The 23,450-nt window shown below is 66.1% G+C and carries 24 protein-coding genes; 8 read left to right on the forward strand and 16 right to left on the reverse strand.

Annotated elements, in window-relative coordinates:
* Positions 1–9 precede the first annotated feature (9 nt).
* From BMY06_RS04755 to BMY06_RS04765, 3 genes are all read right to left on the reverse strand, one after another.
* Positions 10–864 carry an alpha/beta fold hydrolase gene (locus BMY06_RS04755; protein ID WP_074981811.1) on the reverse strand — a complete coding sequence of 285 codons (855 nt, stop codon included), beginning with the start codon at positions 862–864 and terminating at the stop codon, positions 10–12.
* 202 nt (positions 865–1,066) lie between these two features.
* Positions 1,067–1,525: a GNAT family N-acetyltransferase gene (locus BMY06_RS04760; RefSeq protein WP_065061501.1), complete on the reverse strand. Its 459-nt coding sequence runs from the start codon at positions 1,523–1,525 to the stop codon at positions 1,067–1,069.
* Positions 1,522–2,244 (reverse strand): GNAT family N-acetyltransferase, encoded by a 723-nt coding sequence (locus tag BMY06_RS04765; protein ID WP_065061502.1) that lies wholly within the window; start codon positions 2,242–2,244, stop codon positions 1,522–1,524. Before BMY06_RS04765 ends, BMY06_RS04760 begins: the two co-directional genes overlap by 4 nt.
* 207 nt (positions 2,245–2,451) lie before the next feature.
* Here BMY06_RS04765 and BMY06_RS04770 point away from each other — a divergent pair, with 207 nt between their 5' ends.
* The gene (locus tag BMY06_RS04770) at positions 2,452–3,234 is read left to right on the forward strand and encodes an enoyl-CoA hydratase (RefSeq protein WP_074981813.1); all 783 of its coding nucleotides are present in this window, start codon (positions 2,452–2,454) and stop codon (positions 3,232–3,234) included.
* On the opposite strand, the gene BMY06_RS04775 is transcribed toward BMY06_RS04770, so the two are convergent.
* Both BMY06_RS04775 and BMY06_RS04780 read right to left on the reverse strand, forming a co-directional pair.
* Positions 3,235–3,666: a MarR family winged helix-turn-helix transcriptional regulator gene (locus tag BMY06_RS04775; RefSeq protein WP_065061548.1), complete on the reverse strand. Its 432-nt coding sequence runs from the start codon at positions 3,664–3,666 to the stop codon at positions 3,235–3,237.
* 129 nt (positions 3,667–3,795) lie between these two features.
* Positions 3,796–4,284, reverse strand: a complete 489-nt coding sequence (locus tag BMY06_RS04780) for a cupin domain-containing protein (protein WP_065061504.1) — start codon at positions 4,282–4,284, stop codon at positions 3,796–3,798.
* Positions 4,285–4,522: 238 nt separating this feature from the next.
* Between BMY06_RS04780 and BMY06_RS04785 the strand changes: the two genes are divergently transcribed.
* Complete coding sequence (locus tag BMY06_RS04785; RefSeq protein ID WP_074981814.1) at positions 4,523–5,758, forward strand: DUF1444 family protein; 1,236 nt, start codon at positions 4,523–4,525, stop codon at positions 5,756–5,758.
* Positions 5,759–6,318: 560 nt separating this feature from the next.
* Positions 6,319–7,875, forward strand: coding sequence for an amino acid permease (locus tag BMY06_RS04790; RefSeq protein WP_074981816.1), 1,557 nt, complete (start codon positions 6,319–6,321; stop codon positions 7,873–7,875).
* A gap of 109 nt (positions 7,876–7,984) precedes the next feature.
* On the opposite strand, the gene BMY06_RS04795 is transcribed toward BMY06_RS04790, so the two are convergent.
* Together BMY06_RS04795 and BMY06_RS04800 are read right to left on the reverse strand one after the other, a co-directional pair.
* On the reverse strand, positions 7,985–9,070 hold the full coding sequence (locus BMY06_RS04795) for a porin (RefSeq protein WP_065061507.1): 1,086 nt from the start codon (positions 9,068–9,070) through the stop codon (positions 7,985–7,987).
* A gap of 232 nt (positions 9,071–9,302) precedes the next feature.
* A complete protein-coding gene (locus BMY06_RS04800; RefSeq protein ID WP_074981818.1) occupies positions 9,303–10,262 on the reverse strand; it encodes an ABC transporter substrate-binding protein in 960 nt (319 codons plus the stop codon).
* Positions 10,263–10,442: 180 nt separating this feature from the next.
* Here BMY06_RS04800 and BMY06_RS04805 point away from each other — a divergent pair, with 180 nt between their 5' ends.
* Entirely contained in the window at positions 10,443–11,354 is a 912-nt protein-coding gene (locus BMY06_RS04805) for a LysR family transcriptional regulator (RefSeq protein ID WP_065061509.1), read from the forward strand.
* Between the two features lie 49 nt (positions 11,355–11,403).
* Here BMY06_RS04805 and BMY06_RS04810 read toward each other — a convergent pair whose 3' ends face one another.
* The 7 genes from BMY06_RS04810 to BMY06_RS04840 all read right to left on the reverse strand — a co-directional run bounded on the left by BMY06_RS04810 (position 11,404) and on the right by BMY06_RS04840 (position 17,672).
* Positions 11,404–13,011, reverse strand: coding sequence for a rhodanese-related sulfurtransferase (locus tag BMY06_RS04810; protein WP_074981820.1), 1,608 nt, complete (start codon positions 13,009–13,011; stop codon positions 11,404–11,406).
* Entirely contained in the window at positions 13,008–13,604 is a 597-nt protein-coding gene (locus BMY06_RS04815) for a cysteine dioxygenase family protein (protein WP_074981822.1), read from the reverse strand. The genes BMY06_RS04810 and BMY06_RS04815 overlap by 4 nt, the downstream gene beginning before the upstream one ends.
* Positions 13,604–14,416 carry a class II aldolase/adducin family protein gene (locus BMY06_RS04820; RefSeq protein WP_074982159.1) on the reverse strand — a complete coding sequence of 271 codons (813 nt, stop codon included), beginning with the start codon at positions 14,414–14,416 and terminating at the stop codon, positions 13,604–13,606. Before BMY06_RS04820 ends, BMY06_RS04815 begins: the two co-directional genes overlap by 1 nt.
* 20 nt (positions 14,417–14,436) lie before the next feature.
* Positions 14,437–15,531 carry an LLM class flavin-dependent oxidoreductase gene (locus tag BMY06_RS04825; protein ID WP_074981824.1) on the reverse strand — a complete coding sequence of 365 codons (1,095 nt, stop codon included), beginning with the start codon at positions 15,529–15,531 and terminating at the stop codon, positions 14,437–14,439.
* Between the two features lie 283 nt (positions 15,532–15,814).
* Complete coding sequence (locus BMY06_RS04830) at positions 15,815–16,090, reverse strand: pentapeptide MXKDX repeat protein (RefSeq protein ID WP_074981826.1); 276 nt, start codon at positions 16,088–16,090, stop codon at positions 15,815–15,817.
* A gap of 85 nt (positions 16,091–16,175) precedes the next feature.
* On the reverse strand, positions 16,176–16,961 hold the full coding sequence (locus BMY06_RS04835) for a molybdopterin-dependent oxidoreductase (protein WP_074981827.1): 786 nt from the start codon (positions 16,959–16,961) through the stop codon (positions 16,176–16,178).
* 51 nt (positions 16,962–17,012) lie between these two features.
* On the reverse strand, positions 17,013–17,672 hold the full coding sequence (locus BMY06_RS04840; RefSeq protein ID WP_074981829.1) for a cytochrome b/b6 domain-containing protein: 660 nt from the start codon (positions 17,670–17,672) through the stop codon (positions 17,013–17,015).
* Positions 17,673–18,120: 448 nt separating this feature from the next.
* Here BMY06_RS04840 and BMY06_RS04845 point away from each other — a divergent pair, with 448 nt between their 5' ends.
* Positions 18,121–18,666, forward strand: a complete 546-nt coding sequence (locus BMY06_RS04845) for a sigma-70 family RNA polymerase sigma factor (protein ID WP_074981830.1) — start codon at positions 18,121–18,123, stop codon at positions 18,664–18,666.
* Positions 18,663–19,304 (forward strand): DUF1109 domain-containing protein, encoded by a 642-nt coding sequence (locus BMY06_RS04850; protein WP_074981832.1) that lies wholly within the window; start codon positions 18,663–18,665, stop codon positions 19,302–19,304. The genes BMY06_RS04845 and BMY06_RS04850 overlap by 4 nt, the downstream gene beginning before the upstream one ends.
* 35 nt (positions 19,305–19,339) lie before the next feature.
* On the opposite strand, the gene BMY06_RS04855 is transcribed toward BMY06_RS04850, so the two are convergent.
* Positions 19,340–20,140, reverse strand: a complete 801-nt coding sequence (locus BMY06_RS04855) for an ROK family protein (protein ID WP_074981834.1) — start codon at positions 20,138–20,140, stop codon at positions 19,340–19,342.
* Between the two features lie 139 nt (positions 20,141–20,279).
* Positions 20,280–21,917: a glucose-6-phosphate dehydrogenase gene (gene zwf / locus BMY06_RS04860; protein WP_080180894.1), complete on the reverse strand. Its 1,638-nt coding sequence runs from the start codon at positions 21,915–21,917 to the stop codon at positions 20,280–20,282.
* 185 nt (positions 21,918–22,102) lie between these two features.
* Here zwf and BMY06_RS04865 point away from each other — a divergent pair, with 185 nt between their 5' ends.
* Positions 22,103–22,984, forward strand: coding sequence for an AraC family transcriptional regulator (locus tag BMY06_RS04865; RefSeq protein WP_074981836.1), 882 nt, complete (start codon positions 22,103–22,105; stop codon positions 22,982–22,984).
* Positions 22,985–23,034: 50 nt separating this feature from the next.
* On the forward strand, positions 23,035–23,442 hold the full coding sequence (locus BMY06_RS04870; RefSeq protein ID WP_074982162.1) for a DUF2000 domain-containing protein: 408 nt from the start codon (positions 23,035–23,037) through the stop codon (positions 23,440–23,442).
* The last annotated feature ends 8 nt before the right edge of the window (positions 23,443–23,450 follow it).

Below are 23,450 nucleotides of genomic sequence, written 5' to 3' on the forward strand. Positions count from 1 at the left end.
TCAGACCGATCAGACTTGCGCGATGAAGTTGCGCACGTAGGTGTTGAAGAGGTCGGGATGCGTGCCGTTCATGCCGTGCGTCGCGCCTTTCATGGTCACGCGCTGCGCGAACTCGATCCATTCTTCGAGCGCTTCCACGTTGTTGCGGAACATCAGCGGGCTGCGCTGGCCGTCGATCAGCAGCGTGCGGCATTTGATGTCGGCGGCGGGGCGGCGCATGTAGGCGGGCAGCGGATCGTCGAGCTGCTTGGGCAGCGTCGTGGCGTTGGCGATGGCCATCTCGCGGAATGCCTGCGGGCTCTTGCGCCACGCGCCCGGCATGCTCACGGAGTCGACGAACAGTTCGAGACCTTCTTCGAGCAGACCGTCTTCGATCAGATTTGCGGCGCGCGTACGCAGCGCGTTGGTCGCCGGCGGCAGCACGTCTTCGTCGTCTTCGAGACGGCGCAGCGGGCCGCCCGGATCGGCGAGCACGAGCGTGCGCACGAGGCGCGGATAACGGCGCGCGAGGTGATAGGCAATCGAGCCGCCGCGCGAATGGCCGACGACGTGAACCGATTCGAGCCCCAGCGCCTCAATGAAGTCAGCCAGTTCGTGCAGATGGCTTTCCCAGCCGAAATCGCCCTGAATGCAGGCGTCGGCGGCCGGCCAGTAATGGCTCAGGCTCGGCGAGATGCAGCGGAAATCGTCCGCGAGTCCGTCCAGTTGGGGCGCCCAGTAGCGGTAGTCGCACAGCGAGCCGTGCACGAACAGGAGCGGTTCGCCTTCCCCGCGTTCGAGATACGGCAGGACGACACCCGAATGCAGCGTGGCGAACGACAGGTCGGGCGGGGCAAGAAGGGACGGATCGATGCGTTGGTTCACGGAGATGCACTCCAGTCGCGGAGATGACACTTTGCCGCAGGTCAACGCTTAAGGGAAACGAAATTAATTGAACGTTGCAATAAGGTTTTCTGATTGATAACGGGCCTTTCACGACGGAATTGGAACCGATTCCAGCGAAGGCGCAGACGAGCCGGGCGGTGCGCGATGCGCCCCTGCATCACCATGCCGCCGTGGGTGCGCCTTACAGCGCGAGTTGATAGCGCACGAAGTCGTCGGCCTGAACGAAAGTGTCGTACAGCTTGCGCGCGGGATTGTCGCGCCGCGTGTGCCAGTACAGACGCGACCAGCCGCGTGCGCGTCCGAGTGCGACGAGATCTTCGATCAGCCGCCGGCCGACGCCCCGGCCGCGACAGGACGGATCGACGAACAGATCTTCCAGATAGCCGATGGGCGCCACGACCCACGTGCCCTCATGCAGCACGGCAATGCTGAAACCCACCACGCGATCGCCCAGTTGCGCGACGCGGCCGAGCATCGGGCTGGCCGGATCGAGCAGGCGTTCCCACGTGCGCGCGCTGACCTCCGGCGCGACTTCGGTTTCGTAGAACGCCGTGTAGCCGGCCCAGAGGCGCAGCCAGTCGTCGCGGTCGGCGGGCGCGACGTCGCGAATCACGATGGCTTCAGTGTGAATCGGCGTCATGCGCGCGGGCTCCCTTCGCGCAGGCTCGCCAGCGACGCGCGCTGATTGCCGTCGGCGTCGAAATTGCTGCTCGCGAGCCATTGCTCGAAGCCGGCGCGCACCTGCGGCCAGTCCTGATCGATGACGGCGAACCAGGCGGTATCGCGGCTGCGGCCCTTATAAACGACCGCTTGCCGGAAGATGCCTTCGAACTGGAAGCCGAGTCGCAGCGCGGTTTGACGCGAGGGCGCGTTGAGGCTGTCGCATTTCCACTCGTAGCGGCGATAACCGAGATCGTCGAATACGTAGCGCATCAGCAGATATTGCGCCTCGGTCGAGAGCGCGGTGCGCTTGAGCCGCGGCGAGAACGTCACGCTGCCCACCTCGATCACGCCATGCGCGGGATCGATGCGCATGAGCGCGAAGGTGCCGACGGCCTTGCCGGTCGCGCGGTCGACGATGGTGTAGTGCAGCGGATCGGGGGAGGCGGCGGCCTTGACCAGATACTCGCGGAAGGCGGCGAAGTCGGTGAACGGGCCGGTGAAGAGATAGGTCCAGTCGCGGCCGTCGGCGGCCTGGCAATAGGCTTCGAAGAGATCGGCGGCGTGACGCTCGACATCGACTGGTTCGATGCGGCAACGCACGCCTTCGATCGTCACGCGCGCGGGGCGCTCGCGCGGCGTCCAGTTGTCGACGGCGGGGCCGATGGGCTGCTGGTATTCGTTGAGGCGGGAGGCCATGAGTGCGTTCCTGAGGTCCGTTGCGTGCGTGATCGAGCGATAAGGCGCGACAGGATGAATAAGGTAGCGCAGTGGTGGTTCCTTGCAAAGATCCACGGAAATGGGGTTCGTTGGGGCCACGATCGATGGCCAGATGCGTTTACTTCGTATGCGAACAAAACTATACTTCGCATGCGAAATTTGACGCACCAATCAGGAGACGAGACGATGGCCCCGGAAATTCAGCTGCAACTGGCGGAAGAGGTGGGCGTGCTGACCGCGACGATTACGCGGATCGACAAGAAGAACGCGCTGACCAATGCGATGTACGGCGCGCTCGCCGACGCCATCGCGCGCGCCAACGAAGACGACGCCATCCGCGTGCTGCTGATTCAGGCCGACGGCGACCTGTTCACCGCAGGCAACGACGTATCGGAATTCGCCGCGCAGGCGATGGGCAACGCCCCCGAGGAGCGCCATGTGCTGCGCTTTCTGCGCGCGCTGGCCACGGCCACGGTGCCGATTGTGGCCGCGGTGCAGGGCAAGGCCGTGGGCGTCGGCACGACGATGCTGCTCCACTGCGATTACGTGCTGCTCGCCGACGACGCGCAACTGATCACGCCGTTCGTGAACCTCGCGCTGGTGCCGGAAGCGGCGTCGAGTTATCTGATGCCGCTGCGCATCGGGCACACGCGCGCCTTCGAGATGTTCGCGCTCGGCGACCCCGTTCCCGCCGATGCCGCCGTGGCATGGGGCATCGCGAACCGCACGGTGCCGGTCGCGGAATTGCGCGCGGAGGCACGCCGTATCGCCGAAAAAATCGCCGCGCGGCCGGCGGGTTCGCTCACCGCCATGAAGCGGCTGATGCGCGACGCGGAAAAGCTGGTCGGGCAGATGGACAGCGAAAGCGCGATTTTCGTCGAGCGACTTGCGAGCGCCGAAGCGAAGGAAGCGTTCATGGCGTTCGCACAGAAGCGCGCGCCGGATTTCACGAAACTTTCGCGGCGGTGATTACGCGTCGTCGTCGAGGGCGGGGAATTTGTCCTGCAAGCTGCCGAGCCAGCGCGCGACGACGTCGATTTCCGCCTCGCTGAAACCTTCGGTCAGACGCGCGTTCAGATCGGCGAGACCCGCTTTCGAACGCTTGACGGCCGCGCGTCCGTCTTTCGTAAGCCAGAGCCGCGAGGCGCGGCGGTCGTTTTCGTCGGCATGGCGCTCGACGAGGCCGGCGCGTTCCGCGCGATCCACGAGGCCGCTCATGCCCGGCGCCTTGAGGTCGAGCGCGGCGGCGGCTTCACTCGTCAACGCGCCGTCGTGCTTCGCGAGAAAGAACAGCAGCCCGACCTGCGCCGCCGTCGCGCCGCCCGACGCCGCCCGCGCCTGCGACCAGCGATGCAGACGCCGCTGGCCCACGTTCAGCAGATAGACGAGCCGATGATCCATTCCCCGCACCTCGCGTTGCCTCGCCACGCCCGCGCTGCGCATTGGCGCGCGGGCATGGCTTGAGTTAATAGTTCGCGTGCGAATATTAACATGCGGGTCAGGCGGGCTTTCCGGCAGGCGTCGCGTGCGTTATTCGCTGCGCGCCTTGCCGTCGTGCGGGCCGATGGGGCGCTCGGGCCAGTCGGTCCAGCTATCGTCGCGGGTGGCTTGATGCTCGGCGTTGAGCGGATAGTGAAGGCGGTTTTCGGGCTTGGTGGCTTCGCCGATCACCATCAGCCGCACTTCCTCGCGCGTGTTGTTCAGGAAGGTATGGCAAATGCCCGTGCCCGCCGGAAAGCCCACCGAATCGCCGGGCGCGAGCCGATGCAGATGACCGTCGATCCACGCATCGGGCGTGCCTTCGAGCACGTACACGAACTCTTCTTCGGCGCTTTCCGCATGCGGATAAGACGTACGCCGACCCGGCAGCAGCCGCACATGATGAATGCCGATGCGCGTGAGCCCGAACGTGCGGGCCAGCGGCGCGCCGATGCCCATGAGTTCGGTGTCGCCGCTGTAATGGCTGTCGTCCGGCCCTTCAAGCTCGGTCCAGTGCCGGATAAACGCGGGGCGTTGCATGACGGGGCTCCCAGAGAAGAGAATCCGCGTATGACACCATCGACCTGCGGTGGTGTCCATCGATTTAAAAAGTGCGGTAATAAACGGCAAACGATTGCGCGCGAGTTTCCTGTGTTGGCGGCGCGAATAGCCTTCAGAATGCGTGAAACGCGCCGTTAGCCGTGAGATCGACGGCACTTCGCGCAGGGCCGGACCGTCAAGGCGGCACCCGTTTCCTCGACAACAATACTCAAAGACCATGGGATTCTTCGACCGTTTCCGCAAAACGCCGGCTCCGCCGCCGCCGCCGACCCTGGCGGAATTCGCCGAGCTGTTCATGGCCGCGTTGCGCGCAGCGGGCGACACGCGCACGTGGCGCACGGAGCTGACCCACTCGCGTCTCGTGCAGACGGGACTTGCCGAAGGCGAGCAGCCGGCCTTCATCAATTTGCCGAACATGCACCGGGATTACGCCGATGCCGCGCCCGACGCGCGTGAGGCCACGATGCGCCGCGCGGTGGCGGGGATGATGCATCAAGACGTGCCCGCCACGCTCGCCGAGGCGAAGGCGCGACTGCGGCCTGTGATCCGCAGCGCGACCGAGCGCGGCTATCTCGATCTGCAGACGCACGGCCACGCGAAGCGCCCCGATCTCGCGTACCGCACCTTGTGCGAGAACCTCGAAATCGGCATTGCCTGCGACGGCGAGTTCAACGTGATGCGGCTGAACCATGCGCAGCTCGCGACGTGGGGCGTGAGTTTCGACGAGGCGCTTGCCTTCGCCATCGACAATCTGCGCGAGACTTCGTCCACGCCATGGCTGGCCTTGCAGAACGGCGTGTTTCTCTCGCAGTTCGGCGACTTCTACGACGCCTCGCGCCTGTTGCTGACTGACCTGCTGTATCGCCAGTCGATCTCCGGCGCGCCCGTGGTGATGGCCCCGAACCGCGCGGTGCTGCTGCTGACGGGCGATCGCAACGAAGCGGGCTTGCAGACGCTGGTGGAACTGGCCGAGCAGGCGTACGCGCAATCGCGTCCGCTGCCGCCGCTCATGCTGCGCTGGAACGGCGAGGCGTGGGAGCGCTTCGTGCCGCCCGCGCTCGCGGCGCGGCTGCATCGCATGCGTCTGCGCGAACGCGACGCCGATTATCAGGACCAGCAGGATGCGCTCGTTGCGCTGCACGCGCGCGAAGGTCGCGACGTATTCGTCGCGAAGCACACGGTTCTGCAAAGCGCCGATGGCGAGCAGCGCAGCGTGTGCGCGTGGAGCGAGGGCGTCCACGCGTTGCTGCCCGATACCGACTTCTTCGTGCTGGTGCGCGCGGCGACGAAGCAGACCGCGTTCGTGCCGCGCGCCGTGGTCATGGCGCGTTTCGCCGATCATCTGAAGCCGACGTCGTATTTGCCGGTGCGGCATGAAGTGGTGAGCTTCCCCGACCAGACGGAATTCGAGGAAATGCTCGCGAGCTACGAAAAGTTGCCGTCGGGCGGTTGATCGGCGCTATCTGCATTACTGCAACTAACAGCCAATTCAGGCTCTCGCTCGGAGCCAAAGCGCCCGAGACACGTCCACGTCGATTCCAAAGCGCGGCCTGCAACCGCACGGCCGCGCGTTATGTCCCCATCGTTTACACGAACGCGCCGTATGCGTTCGCGCCCCGATAACTCACCGCCTCCCGCGCTTCATCCGCGCATAAATCCGCGCACGCCCACCCGCCCAACCCGCCTCGAACTTCAGCGACCTTAGCGACGCGCGGCGGCCACTGCTATAGAATCGCGGCTCCAGTCTTCGAGACGAGCGGCGTCAGTGCTGGATCCGTTCGGTCCGCTCGATCAATCGGCACGCCTGTCCGGGCGTTGCGTCAAGATGTAGTGTCAAGTGCTCTGCTTTTCGCGGCGACTTCGGCGCCGCTTACCGCCCAGCAACGGGCGGCCAGCTTCTTGCGTAATCGCTTGGGTCAACGGGCTTTCCGGGAGCCTCGAGGCATACGCCGGCAGCTCATTAGCTAGCAGCTCATTACCCAGCAACACACGTTAGAACTCAAGCAGATTTATATGGATTCGCATCCGCATCGCGCCCCGGAAAGTGGTTCCGGCGCCCGGGACAACGCACCGTCCCTGCATCGCAGTCTCAAAGCCCGACACCTCACCATGATCGCCATCGGCGGCTCGATTGGCACGGGCCTGTTCGTCGCGTCGGGCGCGTCCATTTCGCAGGCCGGTCCCGGCGGCGCGATGGCCGCGTACCTCGTGATCGGCCTGATGGTCTACTTCCTGATGACGAGCCTCGGCGAAATGGCCGCGTTCATGCCGGTTTCCGGCTCGTTCGCGACCTACGGCGCAAAGTTCGTCGACGAGGGCTTCGGCTTCGCGCTCGGCTGGAACTACTGGTACAACTGGGCGGTGACCATCGCCGTCGAACTGGTCGCCTCGCAGCTCGTGATGGGCTACTGGTTCCCGCATGTCTCGGGCGTCTGGTGGAGCGCCGGGTTCCTCTGCGTGATGTTCCTGCTCAACGCGCTGTCCGTACGCGGCTTCGGCGAGGCGGAATACTGGTTCTCGCTCATCAAGGTGATTACCGTGATTGCGTTCATCGGCGTGGGTCTGCTGATGATCGTCGGCATTCTCAAGGGCGGCGCCGATCACGTTTGGGGCAATTTCATGCTCGAAGGCGGACCGTTCACGGGCGGCCTGCCGGCCTTGCTCGGCGTGACGATGATCGCGGGCTTCTCGTTCCAGGGCACCGAACTGATCGGCGTGGCGGCGGGCGAATCGGAGAATCCCGGCCAAACCATTCCGCGCGCGGTGCGTCAGGTGTTCTGGCGCATTCTGCTGTTCTACGTGCTGGCGATTTTCGTCATCGGCCTGCTGATTCCGCACACCGATCCGAACCTGCTGAAGTCCGACGTCACCGATGTCGGCGTGAGCCCGTTTACGCTCGTGTTCCGCCGCGCGGGTCTGGCCGTCTCGGCCGGCGTGATGAACGCGGTCATCCTGACGGCCGTGCTGTCGGCGGGCAACTCGGGCATGTACGCGTCCACGCGGATGCTCTACAACCTCGCGGTCGAAAATCGCGCGCCGAAGGTGTTCGCGAAGCTGTCGTCGAGCGGCGTGCCGCGCAACGCGCTGTACGCCACGACGGCCGTGGGCGCGCTGTGTTTTCTCTCGTCGATGTACGGCGACAAGACCGTCTACATGTGGCTGCTCAATACCTCGGGCATGACGGGCTTCATCGCGTGGCTCGGCATTGCCGTGAGCCATTACCGCTTCCGCAAGGGCTTCGTCGCGCAGGGTTACTCGCTCAAGCAACTGCCTTATACGTCGAAGTGGTTTCCGATCGGGCCGATCTTCGCGTTCGTGGTGTGTCTGGTCATCATGCTCGGCCAGGACTATCAGGCCTTCGTCGCCGACAGGATCGACTGGGCGAGCGTGCTGGCCACGTATATCGGCATTCCGCTGTTCGCGCTGATGTGGCTCGGCTATCGTCTCGTGAAGAAGAGCCGCTTCATCGGTTACGACGAGATGGATATTCAGGCCTTCGCCGAACGCGCCGCCCGCTCGGCGACGTCGAACGACACGGTGGTTGTGCAGCGTGACAGCGCGGTGCAGTAAGCCGAGCGCAAAGCCAAAAGAAAAGCCCAAAGAAAAACCGCCCGCGTTTTGCAACGCGGGCGGTTTTTTTACGTCTTCGAACCCGGCGCCCATCGCGGGCGCCGCGTCATCAGAAGATGTTGCGCAGACCGATTGCAACGCCGGTCTGGTTGTTGCGACCCGGGTAGTCGGCGAGGTAAGCGCCCGTGCCGCGCGTGAAGTCGACCGTGCCGTAGACTTCCGTGCGCTTCGAGAGCGAGTACTCGGCGAGCAGCGTGGCCGAGTAGTTGATACCGACGCCGTAACCGCCGTCAGCCAGCGCGGCATTGCGCGCGTGACCGTAGTAGCCGGCCAGCGTGATCGCCAGCGGCGCCGTGGCTTGCCACGTCGAGCCGACGTAGAAGTTGTCGTCGATACGGTTCTGGCTCGAAATCAGGGCGGGCGCGCCGCTGACCTGTTGCTGCGCCTGGTCGACCGTACCCGTGTTGTCCTGCGAATGCAGCCAGCCGGCCAGCAGACGCACCGACGGCACGACCGTGTAGACGAGGCCCACGTTGGCGATGTTGAACTTCTTGCCCGAGACGTCGTTCTGCTGGAAGCCCACGAGACCTTGCACCGGACCGAACGCGTACGAAGCCGTGAAGCCGTACATCGAGTTCTCGCCCGTGCTGCCCGCGACGCCGCCGAAGCCGTACATCGCTTCGACGTGCAGGCCGGCGATCGTGTTCGTGTACTTCGCCGAGTTGTTCGTGAAGAGGAACGGGCCGACCGGGTTGTATGCCCAGCTGTCCTGCCAGTAGTCGGCGACGGTCAGCGGGTCGAACGTGTTGCCCATTTCGTCGAAGAACGGCGTTTGCTGGCGACCGAAGGTCAGCGTGCCGTACTTCGTGTTCGAAAGGCCGACGTACGCGTTACGCTGGAACAACTGGTTGTTCGAGTTCGCGAGCTTGCCGTTGAACAGATTGAACTGGTTTTCCAATTTGAAGATGGCCGACGTGCCGCCGCCCAGATCTTCCGTGCCCTTCAGGCCCCAGCGGCTCGGCGTCACGACGCCTTCGCGCATTTCGACGAGGCCGTCGTTGTTCGAATTGGCGTTGGTCTGGTAACGCACCGCCGTATCGACGAGACCGTAGAGCGTGACCGAGCTCTGTGCGAATGCCGATTGGGCCGATGCGGCCAGCAGTGCGACGCCGAGCGCCGCGGTGGTCTTTTTCATGTCTTCCCCGTTTCTATTCGTCTGGATCGCCGCGCGGCAGGCGCGCTAGCGGTCGGATCTGGATAACCCGTGCGCGCCGGCGGAGTCCAGCGCGCTGAAAGTGGCGCAATGATATTTCGAACAATTTAAATTCCTGTAATGAAATCGACGCGCTGTCGCCCTTCTGCAACAAGGCCCTGCCGCGGGGTTGACGGTTTTCGGCGCGCTGCCAGGGTCCGCTTTTAAAGCCGTTTTAATGCGTGTTTAAGGGGAATTGCTGATTGAAACCTGGCGCGACGTCGATCCGGGTCTTGATGACGTCGGCGCGGTGATAGAGGTCGGTGGTGCGCTGCTGCTCGGCGATCAGGCTGCTGTCGATGGCCACCGGTTGCAGTTGCGCGCGCTGATAAACGGTCTTGAGCACGTCGGCGGGCAGGCCCGTCACGCGCGACTGAATGGCCGCGACTTCGTCCGGATGCGCGAGCGCCCAGCGCTGGCCTGCCGCCACGCGCTGCACGAAGTCGGCGATTTCGGCGTGTTTGGTGCGGATCGCTTCGTCGGTCGCGGCCTCGAAGCTCAGGCCCGACGAGACGCCCACGCCGTTCGCGATGCTGCGGTCGTGATCGCGCGACTCGGCCAGCGCCACGTACGGGTCCCACGTGGACCATGCGTCGACGGTGCCGGAAGCAAGCGCGGCTTTCGCGTCGGCGGGCTGCATGAAGGCCCACGTCACGTCGCTGAGTTTCAGATGCGCGCGCTCCAGCGTGGCCACGGCGAGGTAATGGCCGATCGAGCCGCGCGTGGTGGCGATGCGCTTGCCCTTGAGATCGGCGGCATCGCGGATCGGCGACGACGCGCTCACGAGGATCGCGAGATCGACGGGTACCGAGCGCGTGGCGGAGACCGCGCGAATGCGCGCCCCGGCGGCGTACGCGAAGATGAGCGGCGCGTCGCCGAGACCGCCCACGTCGATCGCGCCCGCGTTGAGCGCTTCGCCGAGCGTTTGCGCGGCCGGAAAGTTGAACCACTCGATCTTGTACGGCACGTCCTTCAATTGACCCGATGCTTCCAGAATGCCGCGCGTCTGCAATTGCTGATCGCCGACCTTGAGCGTGGTCTGCGCATGCGCCGTGCCGGCGAAACAGGCGAACGACGCCGCGAGCGCGGCGACCGCGGTGTGAACGAAGCGAAAGCGTGAAGCGGAACGGCGCATGGAGCGATCCTCGATAGCTGAACAGATGGGAATGGCCCCACGATAAGCAGCGCATCGTCATAACGCAAACGCATTGTTCTTCTATCTAAATATGCAAGAAGCGGTAGGCCGAGCTTGAACCCGAGCGGTCATTGCGGCTAAGCTTGTGCACGTCAGATGCATTTCGCAGGAACTCCATTCATGAAACTCGACGAGATCGAAGCCTTCGTGGCCGTCGTGCGCAGCGAATCGCTGAGCCAGGCCGCCGAAGCGCTCGAACTGACTCAACCCGCCGTCACGCGCCGCATCCAGAACTTCGAGGAAGCGCTGGGCGTCGCGCTGCTCGACCGCAACACCAAGCCGTTGCGCGCCACGCCGATGGGCCGCACGGTCTACGAACAATGCCGCGCGATCCAGCGCGAAGTCGACGCGCTGCGCCAGCTCGTGAACGACGGCGCGCCGCTCGCGGGCGTGCTGCGCCTCGGCGTCGCGCAAACGGTCGCCGACATCGCCATGCTCGACGCGCTGCAGGCGCTGCGCGCGGCGCATCCCGAATTGCAGGCGCGGGTGTCGACCGGCTGGGGCGCACCGCTGCTGCAAAAAGTGGAAGACGGCGAACTCGATGCCGCCGTGGTGCTGCTGCCCGCGAATCGTGCGCTGCCCGAGACGCTGGCGGGCGAGATGCTCGGCACGCTCAAGCTCGCCGTGGTCGCGCAAAAAGGCTTGCTCAAGCGGCGCGCGCATACGCTGGCGGAGTGCCAGGCGTATGGCTGGGTGCTCAATCCGGACGGCTGCGGCTTTCGCGCGGGCTTGCAGCACGCGCTCGCCGCGCAGGGCCATTCGCTGCGGCTGAACCTTGAAACGCTGGGCGCGGAATTGCAGCTCGGGCTGGTCGCCGACGGCGTGGGTCTCGGCCTCGTGCCGCAGCCGCTCGTGACCGCGAGCGCGCACGCGGATCGACTCGATGTCGTGCAGATCGCCGATTTCAAGCCGGAAATCGCAGTGTGGATCGTGCGTTCGCGCGCAATCGGGCGTATGGAATCGGCGCTTGCGGTGCTTGCACAAAGTATCGCGCGCCGCTTCAAGGCGGCGCGCATCGCTAAAGCGGCATGACGGACAAGGCTCATTTCGAGCCTTGTTTTCCAGCCTCAAAACACACTGCTCAAATCACGAAGAACCCGTGCGTGCCGTCGCGCCCGAGTTGATCGACGAGTCCGTACTCCCATTCGAGGTACGCGTTCATCGCCTCGCGGGCGTTGCCGGTGCCTTCATACGGACGCCGATAGCGGTCGATGCGCGGCGAGGCCAGCGTCGCTTCGCCTTCCTCCACCGGCAGCCCCGCGCGTATCCACGCCGACGTGCCGCCTTCCAGCACCTCGACGGGCTTGCCCGTGAGCGCGGCGATGTCGGGCGCCGCGAACGGCGCAAGCGCGTTCGTCATGCACACGGCCACGTAACGCTTCGCGTCGGGCAACGCGCGCAGATCGGCGAAACCGGGCGCGAGATGCGAACGCAGCGTCCAGTACGCGCCCGGAATATGCGCCTTCACGTGATTCGCGCTCGACGTGAAATCGAGCACCACGGTGCCGTGATCCGCTTCGGCGAGCCGCGCCGCGAGTGCCTCGGGCGTGATCGACGTCACGGGCGCGGGTAACGGTTTTTGTGCTTGCCACGCGCCGTGCGCATCGAGGTCGGCGGACGACGCATCGTCGATCACATACACATCGTGATTCATCTGCGCGAGCCACGACGCCGTCATGTTCGCGCGCACGCCGTCGTCGTCGAACAGCACCACGCGCGCGCCGCGCACCGGCGCGAACATTTCCGTTTCCTGCACGAGCTGACCGCCGGGCGCGCCGACGAAGCCGCCCGCATGCGCGTGTTCGTATTCCTCGGGCGTGCGCACGTCGAAGCGATAAGTCGTGCGCTGCGTGTCCGCCGCCCAGCGCGCGGCTTCGGCGATCGTCGTGCGGCCCACGCCCGCGCGGTCGGCCAGCGTGCGCGCCGCGCGTTGCGACGTGTCGAGCGTGGCGTCGTCGCGGCCCGCGTGTGTGTCGAAGCGGCGCGCGCTGCCGTGCTCCAGCGTCTGTCCCGCGAGCGTCCAGCCGATCGTGCCGTTGCGCAGCGCGGCGACCGGATTCGGCAGCCCCGCATTCACGAGCGATTGCGCGCCGATGATGCTGCGCGTGCGCCCCGCGCAATTGACGATCACGCGCGTGGCCGGATTGGGCGCGAGCGCGCGGGCGCGCAGCGCGAGTTCCGCGCCCGGCACGCTGATGCTGCCGGGAATGTTCATGGTGCGGTATTCGTCGAAGCGGCGCGCGTCGAGCACCACCACGTCGGCGCCGCTGCGCAGCAGCGCATCGACGGACTCGGCGGACAGCGACGGCGTATGACGCTGCGCTTCCACGAATTCTCCGAACGCCTTGCTCGGCACGTTGACGTCGCGAAACACCTCGCCGCCCGCATCGATCCAGCCGCGCAGACCGCCTTCGAGCAGCGCGACATCGGTATAACCGAGCGCGTCGAGCCGCTGCGCCGCGCGTTCGGCGAAGCCTTCGCCGTCGTCGAGCAGGATGATCGGCACGTTGCGGCGCGGCAGTTTGGTCCACGCATCGAGTTCGAGTTTCGCGAGCGGCAGGTTCGCCGCGAACAACGGGTGGCATTGCGCGTGCGGATCTTCCTCGCGCACGTCGAGCAGGGCGATTTCGCGTTTCGCGAGCAGGGCGGCGCGCACGTCGTGAAGGCTGCGCGTGGGAAATGACTTCATGTGACGGGGTGTTCCTTGCTGAGGTCCCAGAGGTTCGGGAGAAGGTCGTTCGAATAGCCGGAGATGAACGGTTTGGGCGGCGCGTCGGCGGGATAGGTCGCGCGGCGCACCGCGCCGATGTTCGCGCCGTACACGTGGATGCTGATCGACACGCGGTCGTCGAAGGCGTTGCGCACGCGATGAATGTCGCCGATGGCGGGCGAGACCGCTTCCACGTCGCCGCGCGCGAGACGCACTTCCGCGCCGTCTTCGCGCAGCGCGCCCTGCGCGTCGCGCCGGTACGCCTGCGCATACTCCGCGCCGCGCAGCACGCCGATGAGCCCCCACACCGTATGGTCGTGCACGGGCGTGCGTTGACCCGGCCCCCAGACGAAGCTCACGACCGAAAAGCGTTCGCGCGCGTCGGCGTGCAGCAGATATTGGCAATAGCGCTCGGGCGAAGGTTGCGCGAACGCGTCGGGCAGCCAGTCGTCGTCGCGTACGAGATCGCGCAAGGCGGTGAGGCCGCGTTCGATCAGCGCAGGTTCTTCGGGCGCTTCGTCGACGAGACACGCGATCTCGCCGACGAAGTGACGCAGTTTGTGGATCGCCATCAGTCGAGCAACTCCGGTTCGGCGGCGACGAGGCCCGCGTAAAGGCTCTCGAACGCGTATTGCGCGCCGCCGGGGCGGCCCACCTGCTGATGCGTGAGCGCGGCCACGTCGTGCGGGATGCGCTGCGGCGTGCCCGCCGCTTCGGCGAGCAGTTGCGCGTGGCAGGCGTTGTCGAGCGCGATGTACCACCACGCGGCGGCCTCCACGCTCGGGCCGGCGGTCAGGATGCCGTGATTCTTGAGGATCGCGGCCTTGTGCTGACCGAGCGCGGCGGCAATGCGCGCGCCTTCGCCGGTATCGAGCACGACGCCCTGGAAATCGTCGAACAGCGCGTGGTCCTCGTAGAACGAGCAGGCGTCCTGGGTCAGCGGATCGAGCGTGCGGCCGAGCGTCGACCACGCCTTGCCGTAGAGCGAGTGCGTGTGGGCGGCGGCTACCACGTCGGGGCGCGCTTCGTGGATGGCGGCGTGAATCGCGAAGGCGGCCTGATTGACGGGGCCGTGACCGACCACGATCTCGCCGTGCCGGTTCACGAGCAGCAGGTCCGAGACGCGGATGCGCCCGAAGTGCAGGCCGAGCGGATTGACCCAGAAGTGGTCGGGCCATTCGGGGTCGCGCGCGGTGATGTGGCCCGCGAGCCCCTGATCGAAGCCGTAGCGTGCGAACAGGCGAAACGCGCCCGCGAGCCGTTCCTGGCGATGACGGCGTTCTTCGGCGACGCTGCGCGCGCTGGCGGCGGTGTCGTCGTCGAACCAGAAGCGGCGCACGGGCGGCTGGCGGAAATCCTGGGCGATATCGAGCGTGGTGGTCATGATGCGTTCCGGTTCGTCGATCAAGCCGCCTTCGACACCGCTTTTGAAGCGGTCAAGCGCGAGGTCAGTTCGCGCGTGGCCGGAATCAGCACACGGCCATAGTCGATGGCGTCTTCGAGCGGATCGAAGCCGCGAATCAGGAAGGTCGTGACGCCCAGCGCGTGATACTCGGCGAGCGTCTGCGCGACCTGCTCGGGCGTGCCGACGAGCGCGGTCGAATTCGAGCGTCCGCCGATTTCCTTCGCGACGGCGGTCCACAGCCGATCGTCGGCGCGCACGCCGTCGCCGCTCGCCGCGAGCAGACGCCGCGCGCCTTCGCTCTGCAACGGGCCGCCGGCCGCGACGCCCTGTTCGGCGCGCAGACGGCGCGTTGCTTCGAGGATGTGCTCGGCGCGCGCCCACGCGGCCTTTTCCGTGTCGGCGAGAATCGGGCGGAACGACACCGAGAAGCGCACGCTGCGGCCATGTTTGGCCGCTTCGCCGCGCACGCGATCGATCAGTTCCTTCACTTGCTGCTGCGATTCGCCCCACAGCGCGTAGACGTCGGCGTGCTTGCCCGCGACTTCGAGCGCGGCCGCCGACGCGCCGCCGAAATAGATCGGCACGTGCGGCTGCTGGCGCGGCTTGATTTCCGAATGCGCCTGCTCGAAGCGATAAAAGCGGCCCGTGTGATCGAACGGCTTCTCCTCGGTCCAGACACGCTTGAGGATCTGCAGATACTCGTCGGTGCGCGCGTAGCGTTCGTCGTGCGTGAGGAAGTCGCCGTCGCGGCGCTGGTCGGTGTCGCTGCCGCCCGAAATGAAGTGGACCGCGAGACGGCCGCCCGAGAAGTGATCGAGCGTGGCAAGCTGGCGCGCGGCGAGCGTCGGCGCGACGAAGCCGGGACGGTGCGCGAGCATGAAATGCACGCGCGAGGTCACGCTCGCGGCGTAGGCGATGGTGAGCGTGGCGTCCGGGCTCACGGAGCTGTGCGGCACGAGAATGCGGTCGAATCCGGCGTTTTCGTGCGCCTGCGCGAACTGGCGCACATAGTCGACGTCGATTGCGGGGCCTTGCGCAAGATGGGTTTCAGATACCTTGCGCTGCTGGATCATGCCTATGAATTCGACGCTCATCGTGACTCCTGGGCTGGCGGACGCCGGATCGCCGCCGGCGCGCATTGTCGTGTTGGGGGAGAGCGCGGCGCGCACGAACGCCACGCCGCCGATCGAATGCAGCCTATCACCGCGTCATGCGCAATTTAAATAGTGATTTCGTATAAAGATTTCAGATGTGCATGTTAAGGATGCCCCGCGGGAGGCCCGGCCAGGCGATCAAGCGGGCAAAAAAAACTGCGCTCCCGCGTGAGCGGGGAGCGCGGCTGGCGACGTGACCTGCGCGTGGCGCTTATTTCGATACTTACTTCGACATCGCGCCCGATGCGCCGTGGTCCATCCCCATGGCACTGTCCTTCTTCATCGGCTTGCTGGCCTTGTCGTGGGACATCGCGCCGCCCTTGCCCATGTCGTCCTTCGACATGGCGTCCTTGCCCATCGTGTCCTTCTGCATGCTGTCTTTCGACATGGCGTCGTTCGACATCGCGCCGTTGCTTTGCGCGAAGGCGCTGCCCGCGCTCAGGCCCAGCGTGGCGGCGAGGGAAACGGCGGCGAGTGCGGCGATCGTGATCTTCTTCATGAGCGTGCTCCTGGTGAGTGAAATGTACCGCGCAAAGCGGAGTGAAAAAACGAGGTGAAAAAAACGAGGCGAAAATAGCGAAGCGTCACGAACCGCCGAACCAGTTGTAGCCCTGGTCGACCCAGTAACCGCCCGGATATGTGTTCGTGACGACAATCTCGACGATGTGCTTGGGGTTCTTGTAGCCGAGCTTGGTCGGCATGCGCAGCTTCATCGGATAGCCGTATTTGGCGGGCAGACGCTGGCCGTCATAATCGAACGCGAGCAGCGTCTGCGGATGCAGCGCCGTGGCCATGTCGATGCTTTCGTAGTAATCGTCGGCGCAGCGAAAGGCCACGTAGTGCGCGCTCGTGTCCGCGCCCACGCGGCGCAGGAAGTCGCCGAACGGCGTGCCGCCCCAGCGCCCGATTGCGCTCCAGCCTTCCACGCAGATATGCCGCGTGATCTGATCGGCGCGCGGCAACGCGTAGAGTTCGGGCAGCGTCCACACGCGCTGGCCGCTCACGAGCCCGCCGAGCTTGAGCCGGTAGCTGCCGCCATCCACCACGGGCGCCTGATCCTCGCTATAGAACGCGTTGAACGGAAACGGCCGCGTGATCTGCGCTTCGCTATAAGTCGGCGCGAGCTGGTGCGGATTGAAGATGAACGCCTGCACGCGGTCGTTCAGACGCGACACGGCGCCAAGCAGCGTGTTGACCGAGGCGTCGTCGGTGATCGAACAGCCGGTCAGCATCGAGAGGCCGCCGAGCGTGAGCAGGCGCTTGCCGAACAGACGCCGCGCGGGCATGTCGAGCTTGTCGATCGCGCGGCGCGCGTCGGTGAGAATCGCCGCGCGGTCCACGGTGACGATGCGCGTATTCTTCGTATTCATTTGGAATCCTTATGGAAATCTCGATGCCGGTTTCGCGAAACGGCGCGGCGTTCAGCGTCCGCGCAACATCGTGAGCAGCGAGCGCGGCACGAGCGCGACCATCGTCACGTGAACCACGACGAACGCCGCGAGAAGCGCCATCGCGCAGAAGTGCACCACGCGGGCGCGGTCGTAGCCGCCCATCAGTTCGCGCAGCACGGGAAACTGCACCGACTTCCAGATCGCGAGACCCGACAGCACCAGCACGATCAGATCGCCGATGGCGACGAGATACGCGAGCTTCTGCACGGCGTTGTACTCGCGCAGGTCGGCGTGCGAGAGCTTGCCCGCGAGCGCGGCGCGCAGATCGCGCAGCACGGCGCGCGGACTCAGCGGCAAGAACTTCGCGAACAGGCGGCCGCTCGCGAGATTCAGGCCGAGATAGACGAGGCCGTTGAAGAACAGCAGCCACATCGCCGCGAAATGCCATTGCAGCGCGCCGCCGAGCCAGCCGCCCAGCGTGATCGACGGCGGAATGACGACGCCGCGAAACACCGGCGAGGCGTCGTAGATGCGCCAGCCCGAGAACATCATGACGAGCGCCGCGAGCGCGTTGAGCCAGTGCGTGACGCGCAGCCAGAGCGGATGAATCGGGCGTTCTCGGCGCGCCGCAGGCGACGCTGGCGGCGTGGTGTGCTCGATGGCGTTCGGCGTTCCGGTGGTCGGTCCCATGGCGAATTCCTCGTGGGGCAAGTGCGTTGCGGTTACGGTGAATTCGCCGCGTGCGCTTCGCCGGTTACAGCGCGCGTGAAAAATTTTCGCGCGTGCCGCGCTGCGCCGCGCGATTCAATTCACGCCGCGTGTAACCGGCGCGCCGCCCGCGACGAATTACGTCGACACAGCACGCGCGAGCGAGCGGCGTATGGGCGAACGAATACGGAGCATCAACAAGGTGAGCTGGGCAAAAGCGGCAAAGCGATGGCGGATGCAGGAACCCGACAGCGGAGGTGGCGACGGCGTCGGCGCGGGCGCTATTGCGATGCGCAACGGGTTCGGCTACGCTCGGAGCATCGAACCCGTATTACACGCGGGTTCGGCCAGCCGCAAGCCCGTTGCAAGCTTTCACCAGGCGGGCGCTCCCGTCACGCCAACCGACCGCTGCGACAGCCCAGGACGCCCTTTGTATCCCGCGGAAATCCGTCTCAAAGCGCTCTTCGTCAGCGGACTGGAAGGTGACGCGGACGCTTATCGCAGCTTCCTGCAAGAGTTGACGCGTCATTTGCGCGGCTATCTGCGCCGCCGCATTCCGCAATTGCACGACGACGTCGAAGATCTCGTGCAGGAAATCCTGCTCGCGGTGCACAACGCGCGTCACACGTGGCGTCCCGACGAACCGCTCACGGCCTGGGTGCATGCGATCGCCCGCTACAAACTGATGGACTTTTTCCGCTCGCGCGCGCGCCGCGAATCGCTCAACGATCCGCTCGACGACCATGCCGATCTGTTCGCCACGCCCGACGACGAACCGGCGCAGGCGCGCCGCGACATCGGCAAGCTGCTCGACCAGTTGCCGGACAAGCAGCGCCTGCCCATCGTGCATGTGAAGCTCGAAGGCATGTCGGTGGTGGAGACGGCGAAGCTCACGGGGCTTTCGGAATCGGCGGTGAAAGTGGGCATCCACCGCGGCCTCAAGGCGCTCGCCGCGCGCATCCGGGGGGCGCAATGAAAACCGACGACCTGATCAGCCTGCTGTCGACGGGCGTCGCCAGAGTGGACCGCAAGGTCGTGCTGCGCCGCTTCGCGCGCGCGCTGCCGCTGGGTTTCGCGGGTTCGCTCGTGCTGATGAGCATCGTGTTCGGTGTGCGCCACGATCTGCTGACGGTCGCGCAGACGCCGATCTTCTGGGCCAAGCTCGCGTTTCCGGTTTGCGTGGCGCTGGCGGCGGCGCTCGCGGTGAGCCGTGTCGGCCGTCCCGGTGTGCGTGGCGGTTATGCGTGGGCGTTGCTGGTCGTGCCGTTCGTGGCCGTGTGGGCGGGCGGCTGGATCACGCTCGGCGCAGCCGAACCCGCGCAGCGCGCGACGCTCGTGCTCGGCCTCTCGTGGCGCACCTGTCCGTTCAATATCGTGCTGCTGTCGGTGCCCACGTTCGCGGCGGTGTTCTGGGCCGCGCGCGGTCTCGCGCCGACGCGCCCGCGCGTGGCGGGCGCCGCCGCCGGACTGTTCGCGAGCGCGCTGGCGACCATCGCCTACTGCGCGCATTGCCCGGAGATGAGCCCGGCGTTCTGGAGCGTCTGGTACGCGATCGGCATGTTGCTGCCCGCCGCCATCGGCGCGTGGCTCGGGCCGCGGCTGCTGCGCTGGTAAGCGCGGCCGCGCGCGGTCGATCGGGCAGTCGGCGTCTACTCGAATTCGCCGGTGCGCTGCGTTGCGGCGGCCAACTGCCGCGTCTCGCGCATCGAGCGCGGATGCCATAGCCGCGCGCCGCCCTCGATGCCGCGATCGTTCGGCACGGTCGCCACGTTCGGCGGCAGCGTGAAAGTGAGCCGTTCGGCATTGCCGCCGCCGATCCAGAGCTTGTCGTAATGCACGAGCGATTCGAGAATGCCGATCACCTTCTCGACGCGCGCGTTCCAGCGCTTGTTGCCCGCCTTCTTGCGCGCCGCGTCGCCGATATATTCGTCATACGCGTGCTTCTTGCTGACCGGATGATGCGCGAGTTCGAGATGCGGCATCAGCTCGCCGTCGCGGAACAGCGCGGTGCCCGCGCCCGTGCCGAGCGTCAGCACGAATTCGAGGCCGCGTCCTTCGATGGCGGCGAAACCCTGCATTTCCGCATCGTTGATCATGCGCACCGACGCCACGCCGAGCCGCTCGCCGAGCAGCCGCGCGAGCGGCACGTCGTTCCAGCCGTCCACGCCGAGATGCGGCGCCGTGAGCACGCGGTTGTCGCGCACGAAGCCCGGAAAGCCGATCGAAATGTGCTGCGGCGGATATTGCTCGACCAGCGGCTGAACGAGCGTATGCAGGGTCTCGACCAGCAGATCCGGCGGACACGGATGTGGCGTCGCCACGCGCACGCGGTCGGTCCGCATGGTGCCGTTCGCGTCGATGATGGCCGCTTTCAGGCCGGTGCCGCCGATGTCGATGGCGAGAATGTTTTCGGGCTCGCGCGTGCGTCTGGCGGGGGCTTGCTTCGCCACGGTTTGCTTCGAGCTGGTCTTTTTAACCGCCGTAGCGCGCTTCGCCGTTGCTTTCCGCGTACCCGACGTACTCGGCGTCGTTGTTTTTCGTGCTGTTGCCACTCGCTCCTCCATGGTTCGTCCGTGCGATAACTCGAGTTTATGAGCTTGCGGGCTCGTCCGCAGCGAGCGCGCGCCAGGCGCGTCCGTCGCGAGCGAGCAGCGCGTCGGCTTCGGCGGGGCCGGCGCTGCCTGCGGGATAGTCGTGCACCGGTATCGGCGCGCCGCGCGGATGCAGCACGCCATCGACGGCGGCCCACGCGGACTCGATGCTGTCGGCGCGCTGGAACAGCGTCTGGTCGCCGAGCATGCAGTCGTACAGCAGCGTCTCGTAGCCGACGTTGGCCTGCTCCGCGAAGAACTGGTTGTAGTCGAACGACGAATACGCCGGGCCCACTCGCATGACCGGCCCCGGCACCTTCACGTTGAAATCGAAGCGCGTGCCGTGCGTCGGGTCGATGCGCAGCGTCAGCACGTTCGGCGTGAGCGCGTCGACGGGCGTGTCGCGAAACAGCCGGAACGGCACGCTCTTGAGTTGCACAGAGATTTCCGTGTGCCGCGCTGCGAGCCGCTTGCCGGTACGCAGATAAAACGGCACGCCCGCCCAGCGCCAGTTGTCGATATGCACGCGCGCGGCCGCATAAGTGGGCGTCGTGCTGTCCTTCGCCACGTTCGGTTCGTCGCGATACGCCGCGCCCGCCGGACCTTTCGCGTATTGCCCGAACACCACGTCCTCGCGTTTGAGTGGCTGCAGTGCGTCGAAGATCTCGGCCTTGCGGTTGCGCACCGACTCCGCGTCGAACGAGTTCGGCGGCTCCATCGCGATCATGCCGAGCAACTGGAACAGATGGTTCGGCACCATGTCGCGGAACGCGCCGGTCGGCTCGTAGAAGCTGCCGCGTCCTTCCACGCCGATCACTTCCGACGCCGTGATCTGCACGCTGTCGATATATTCGCGCCGCCAGATGGGCTCGAACATCGCATTCGCGAAGCGCACCGCGAGAATGCTCTGCACGGTGTCCTTGCCGAGAAAATGGTCGATGCGATAGACCTGCGATTCCTGCGCGAAACGCAGCAGATGCTGGTTCAGATCGCGCGCGGTGGCGAGGTCGGTGCCGAAGGGCTTTTCGATCACGATACGGCGGAACGGGCCGCTGCCTTGATCGCCATTCTTGTCGCCATCGCCGTCCTGTTTGAGCAGACCCGCCTTGCCGAGCCGCTCGATGATCGGCTTGAAAAAGCGCGCGCCCACGGCGAGATAGAACACGACATTGCCGCGTTTTTCGCCGTCGAGCTTTTGTGCGAGCTGCTGATAAGGCGCGTCGTCCTCGAAGTCGCCGGCCATGTAGTGCAGACGCTGCGCGACCCAGTCCCACGCGCGTTCGTCGAGCTTGCCGGCGTGAAAGGTGCTGGCCTTGTCGGCGGCGAATTGCGCGAGTGCGTCGTGCAGGTCGTTGCGCCAGGCGTCGGTGGCGCGCTCGCCGTGATTGACGCCGATGATCTGCATGCCGCCGTCGAGCAGACCGTCGACAGCGAGGTTGTAGATCGCCGGCATCAGCAGGCGTTTCGTCAGGTCGCCGCCCGCGCCGAAGATCACGAGCGTGCAGGGCGGCGCGGGATGTTCGCCGGCGGCCGACGCGCTCGCGCGCGGCGCGGCTTGCGGGTTCTGGGCGGTGTGCGGATCGGCGGGCAGCTTGGCGGCCTGGTTCGCGGTGCTTGCGGGGGTATTCGTCGGCATGATTTCGCTTCGGTTGAACGTGAACGTTCTCTGTGAGCAAGTGCGATACCTTGACGGACCCGCGCGCCGCGCGCGGAGTTCCATCCGCCTGCCGCGCCGAAAGCGTTCTGTAACACGAGGGCGCGCGCGGCTGACGTAAACTGGTTAGCTGATTCCGCTGCCGAAGACGAGGATTCCCGCCCATCATGACGAACGCGATGACCGATGCGAACGCCGATGCAAGCGTGGACGGCAACTGGCTCGTCGCGCGCCGCGACGCCGAGACGGGCATCGAAGGCCTGCGCGCGCATTTCAGCGGCCACGCCTACGATCCGCACGATCACGACGACATGCTGATCGGCTACACGGAGCAGGGCGTCCAGCGTTTCCAGTGCCATCGCGCGCTGCACACGAGCGTGCCGGGCCGCGCGATCCTGATCGAGCCGGGCGCGTTGCACGACGGCCACGCGCCCGAGACCGAGGGCTTCACCTACGCGATGCTCTACCTGCCGCAGACGTGGGTCGCGCACGCGGCGCAGCGGCTCGACCTGCCCGGCCTCGGCCGCGTGGAGGCCGCGTTCGGCCAGACGCTCGTGGACGACCGCGCGCTCGTCGAGTCGATTCGTCAGGCCTTTCTCGCGATCTACGGCGACGAGGGCCGCCTCGCGCGCGACCAGTCGCTCGACCGCCTGCTGATGCTGCTCGGCGGCCAGTTGCGCGAGACACTGGCCGATGCCGCTCACCTGAACAGCAGCGCGGCGCCGCCCGCGATCGCGCGCGTGCGCGACGCGCTGCACGCGCACATGGACGGCAACCTCGGCCTCGACGACCTCGTGCAGATCGCGGGCATCGACCGTTTCCGGCTCACGCGGCTGTTTCAGCGCGCGTTCGGCACGTCGCCGCACGCGTATCTGGTGCGCTTGCGGCTGCGCGCCGCGCGCCGTCTGCTGGCGGCGGGGCGCACGCCCGCGCAGGTCGCGGCGGAAGTCGGTTTCGCCGATCAGAGCCACCTCGGACGCTGGTTCCGCCGCGCCTACCGGATGACGCCCGCCGCCTACCGGCGCATGTGCACAAACGTTCCAGACTGATGCCCCGGACGTCGCCGATCATGGGCGGCTTGTTCATTCCGGATGCAATCATGTTCGATACGAAAGTGGCCCTGATCGTGCGCGACGATCTCGCCGTCTGGCAAAAGCTCAATGTGGTCGCGTTTCTCGCGACCGGCGTGGCCGCCGCCGCGCCCGACGCGCTGGGCGAACCGTACGAGGACGCCGCCGGGCGTCGGTACGGCCGCATGCTCGGCCAGCCGATGATGGTGTTCACCGCCGATCTGCCGGGCTTGCAGGCCGCGCATCGCCAGGCGATTTCGCGCGAGGTGCGGATCGTGCCCTATGTGCACGCGATGTTCTCGACGGGCCACGACGCCGCCAATCGCGAGGTGTTTCGCGCCGAGGACGCGGACCATCTGAATCTCGTGGGCATCGCGTTGCACGGGCCGAAGAAGGCCGTCGACAAGGCCGTGAAAGGTCTCAAGCTGCACGCGTGAGCGTCAAG

The sequence above is a fragment of the Paraburkholderia tropica genome, from assembly GCF_900109265.1.
Classification (GTDB): Bacteria; Pseudomonadota; Gammaproteobacteria; order Burkholderiales; family Burkholderiaceae; genus Paraburkholderia; species Paraburkholderia tropica.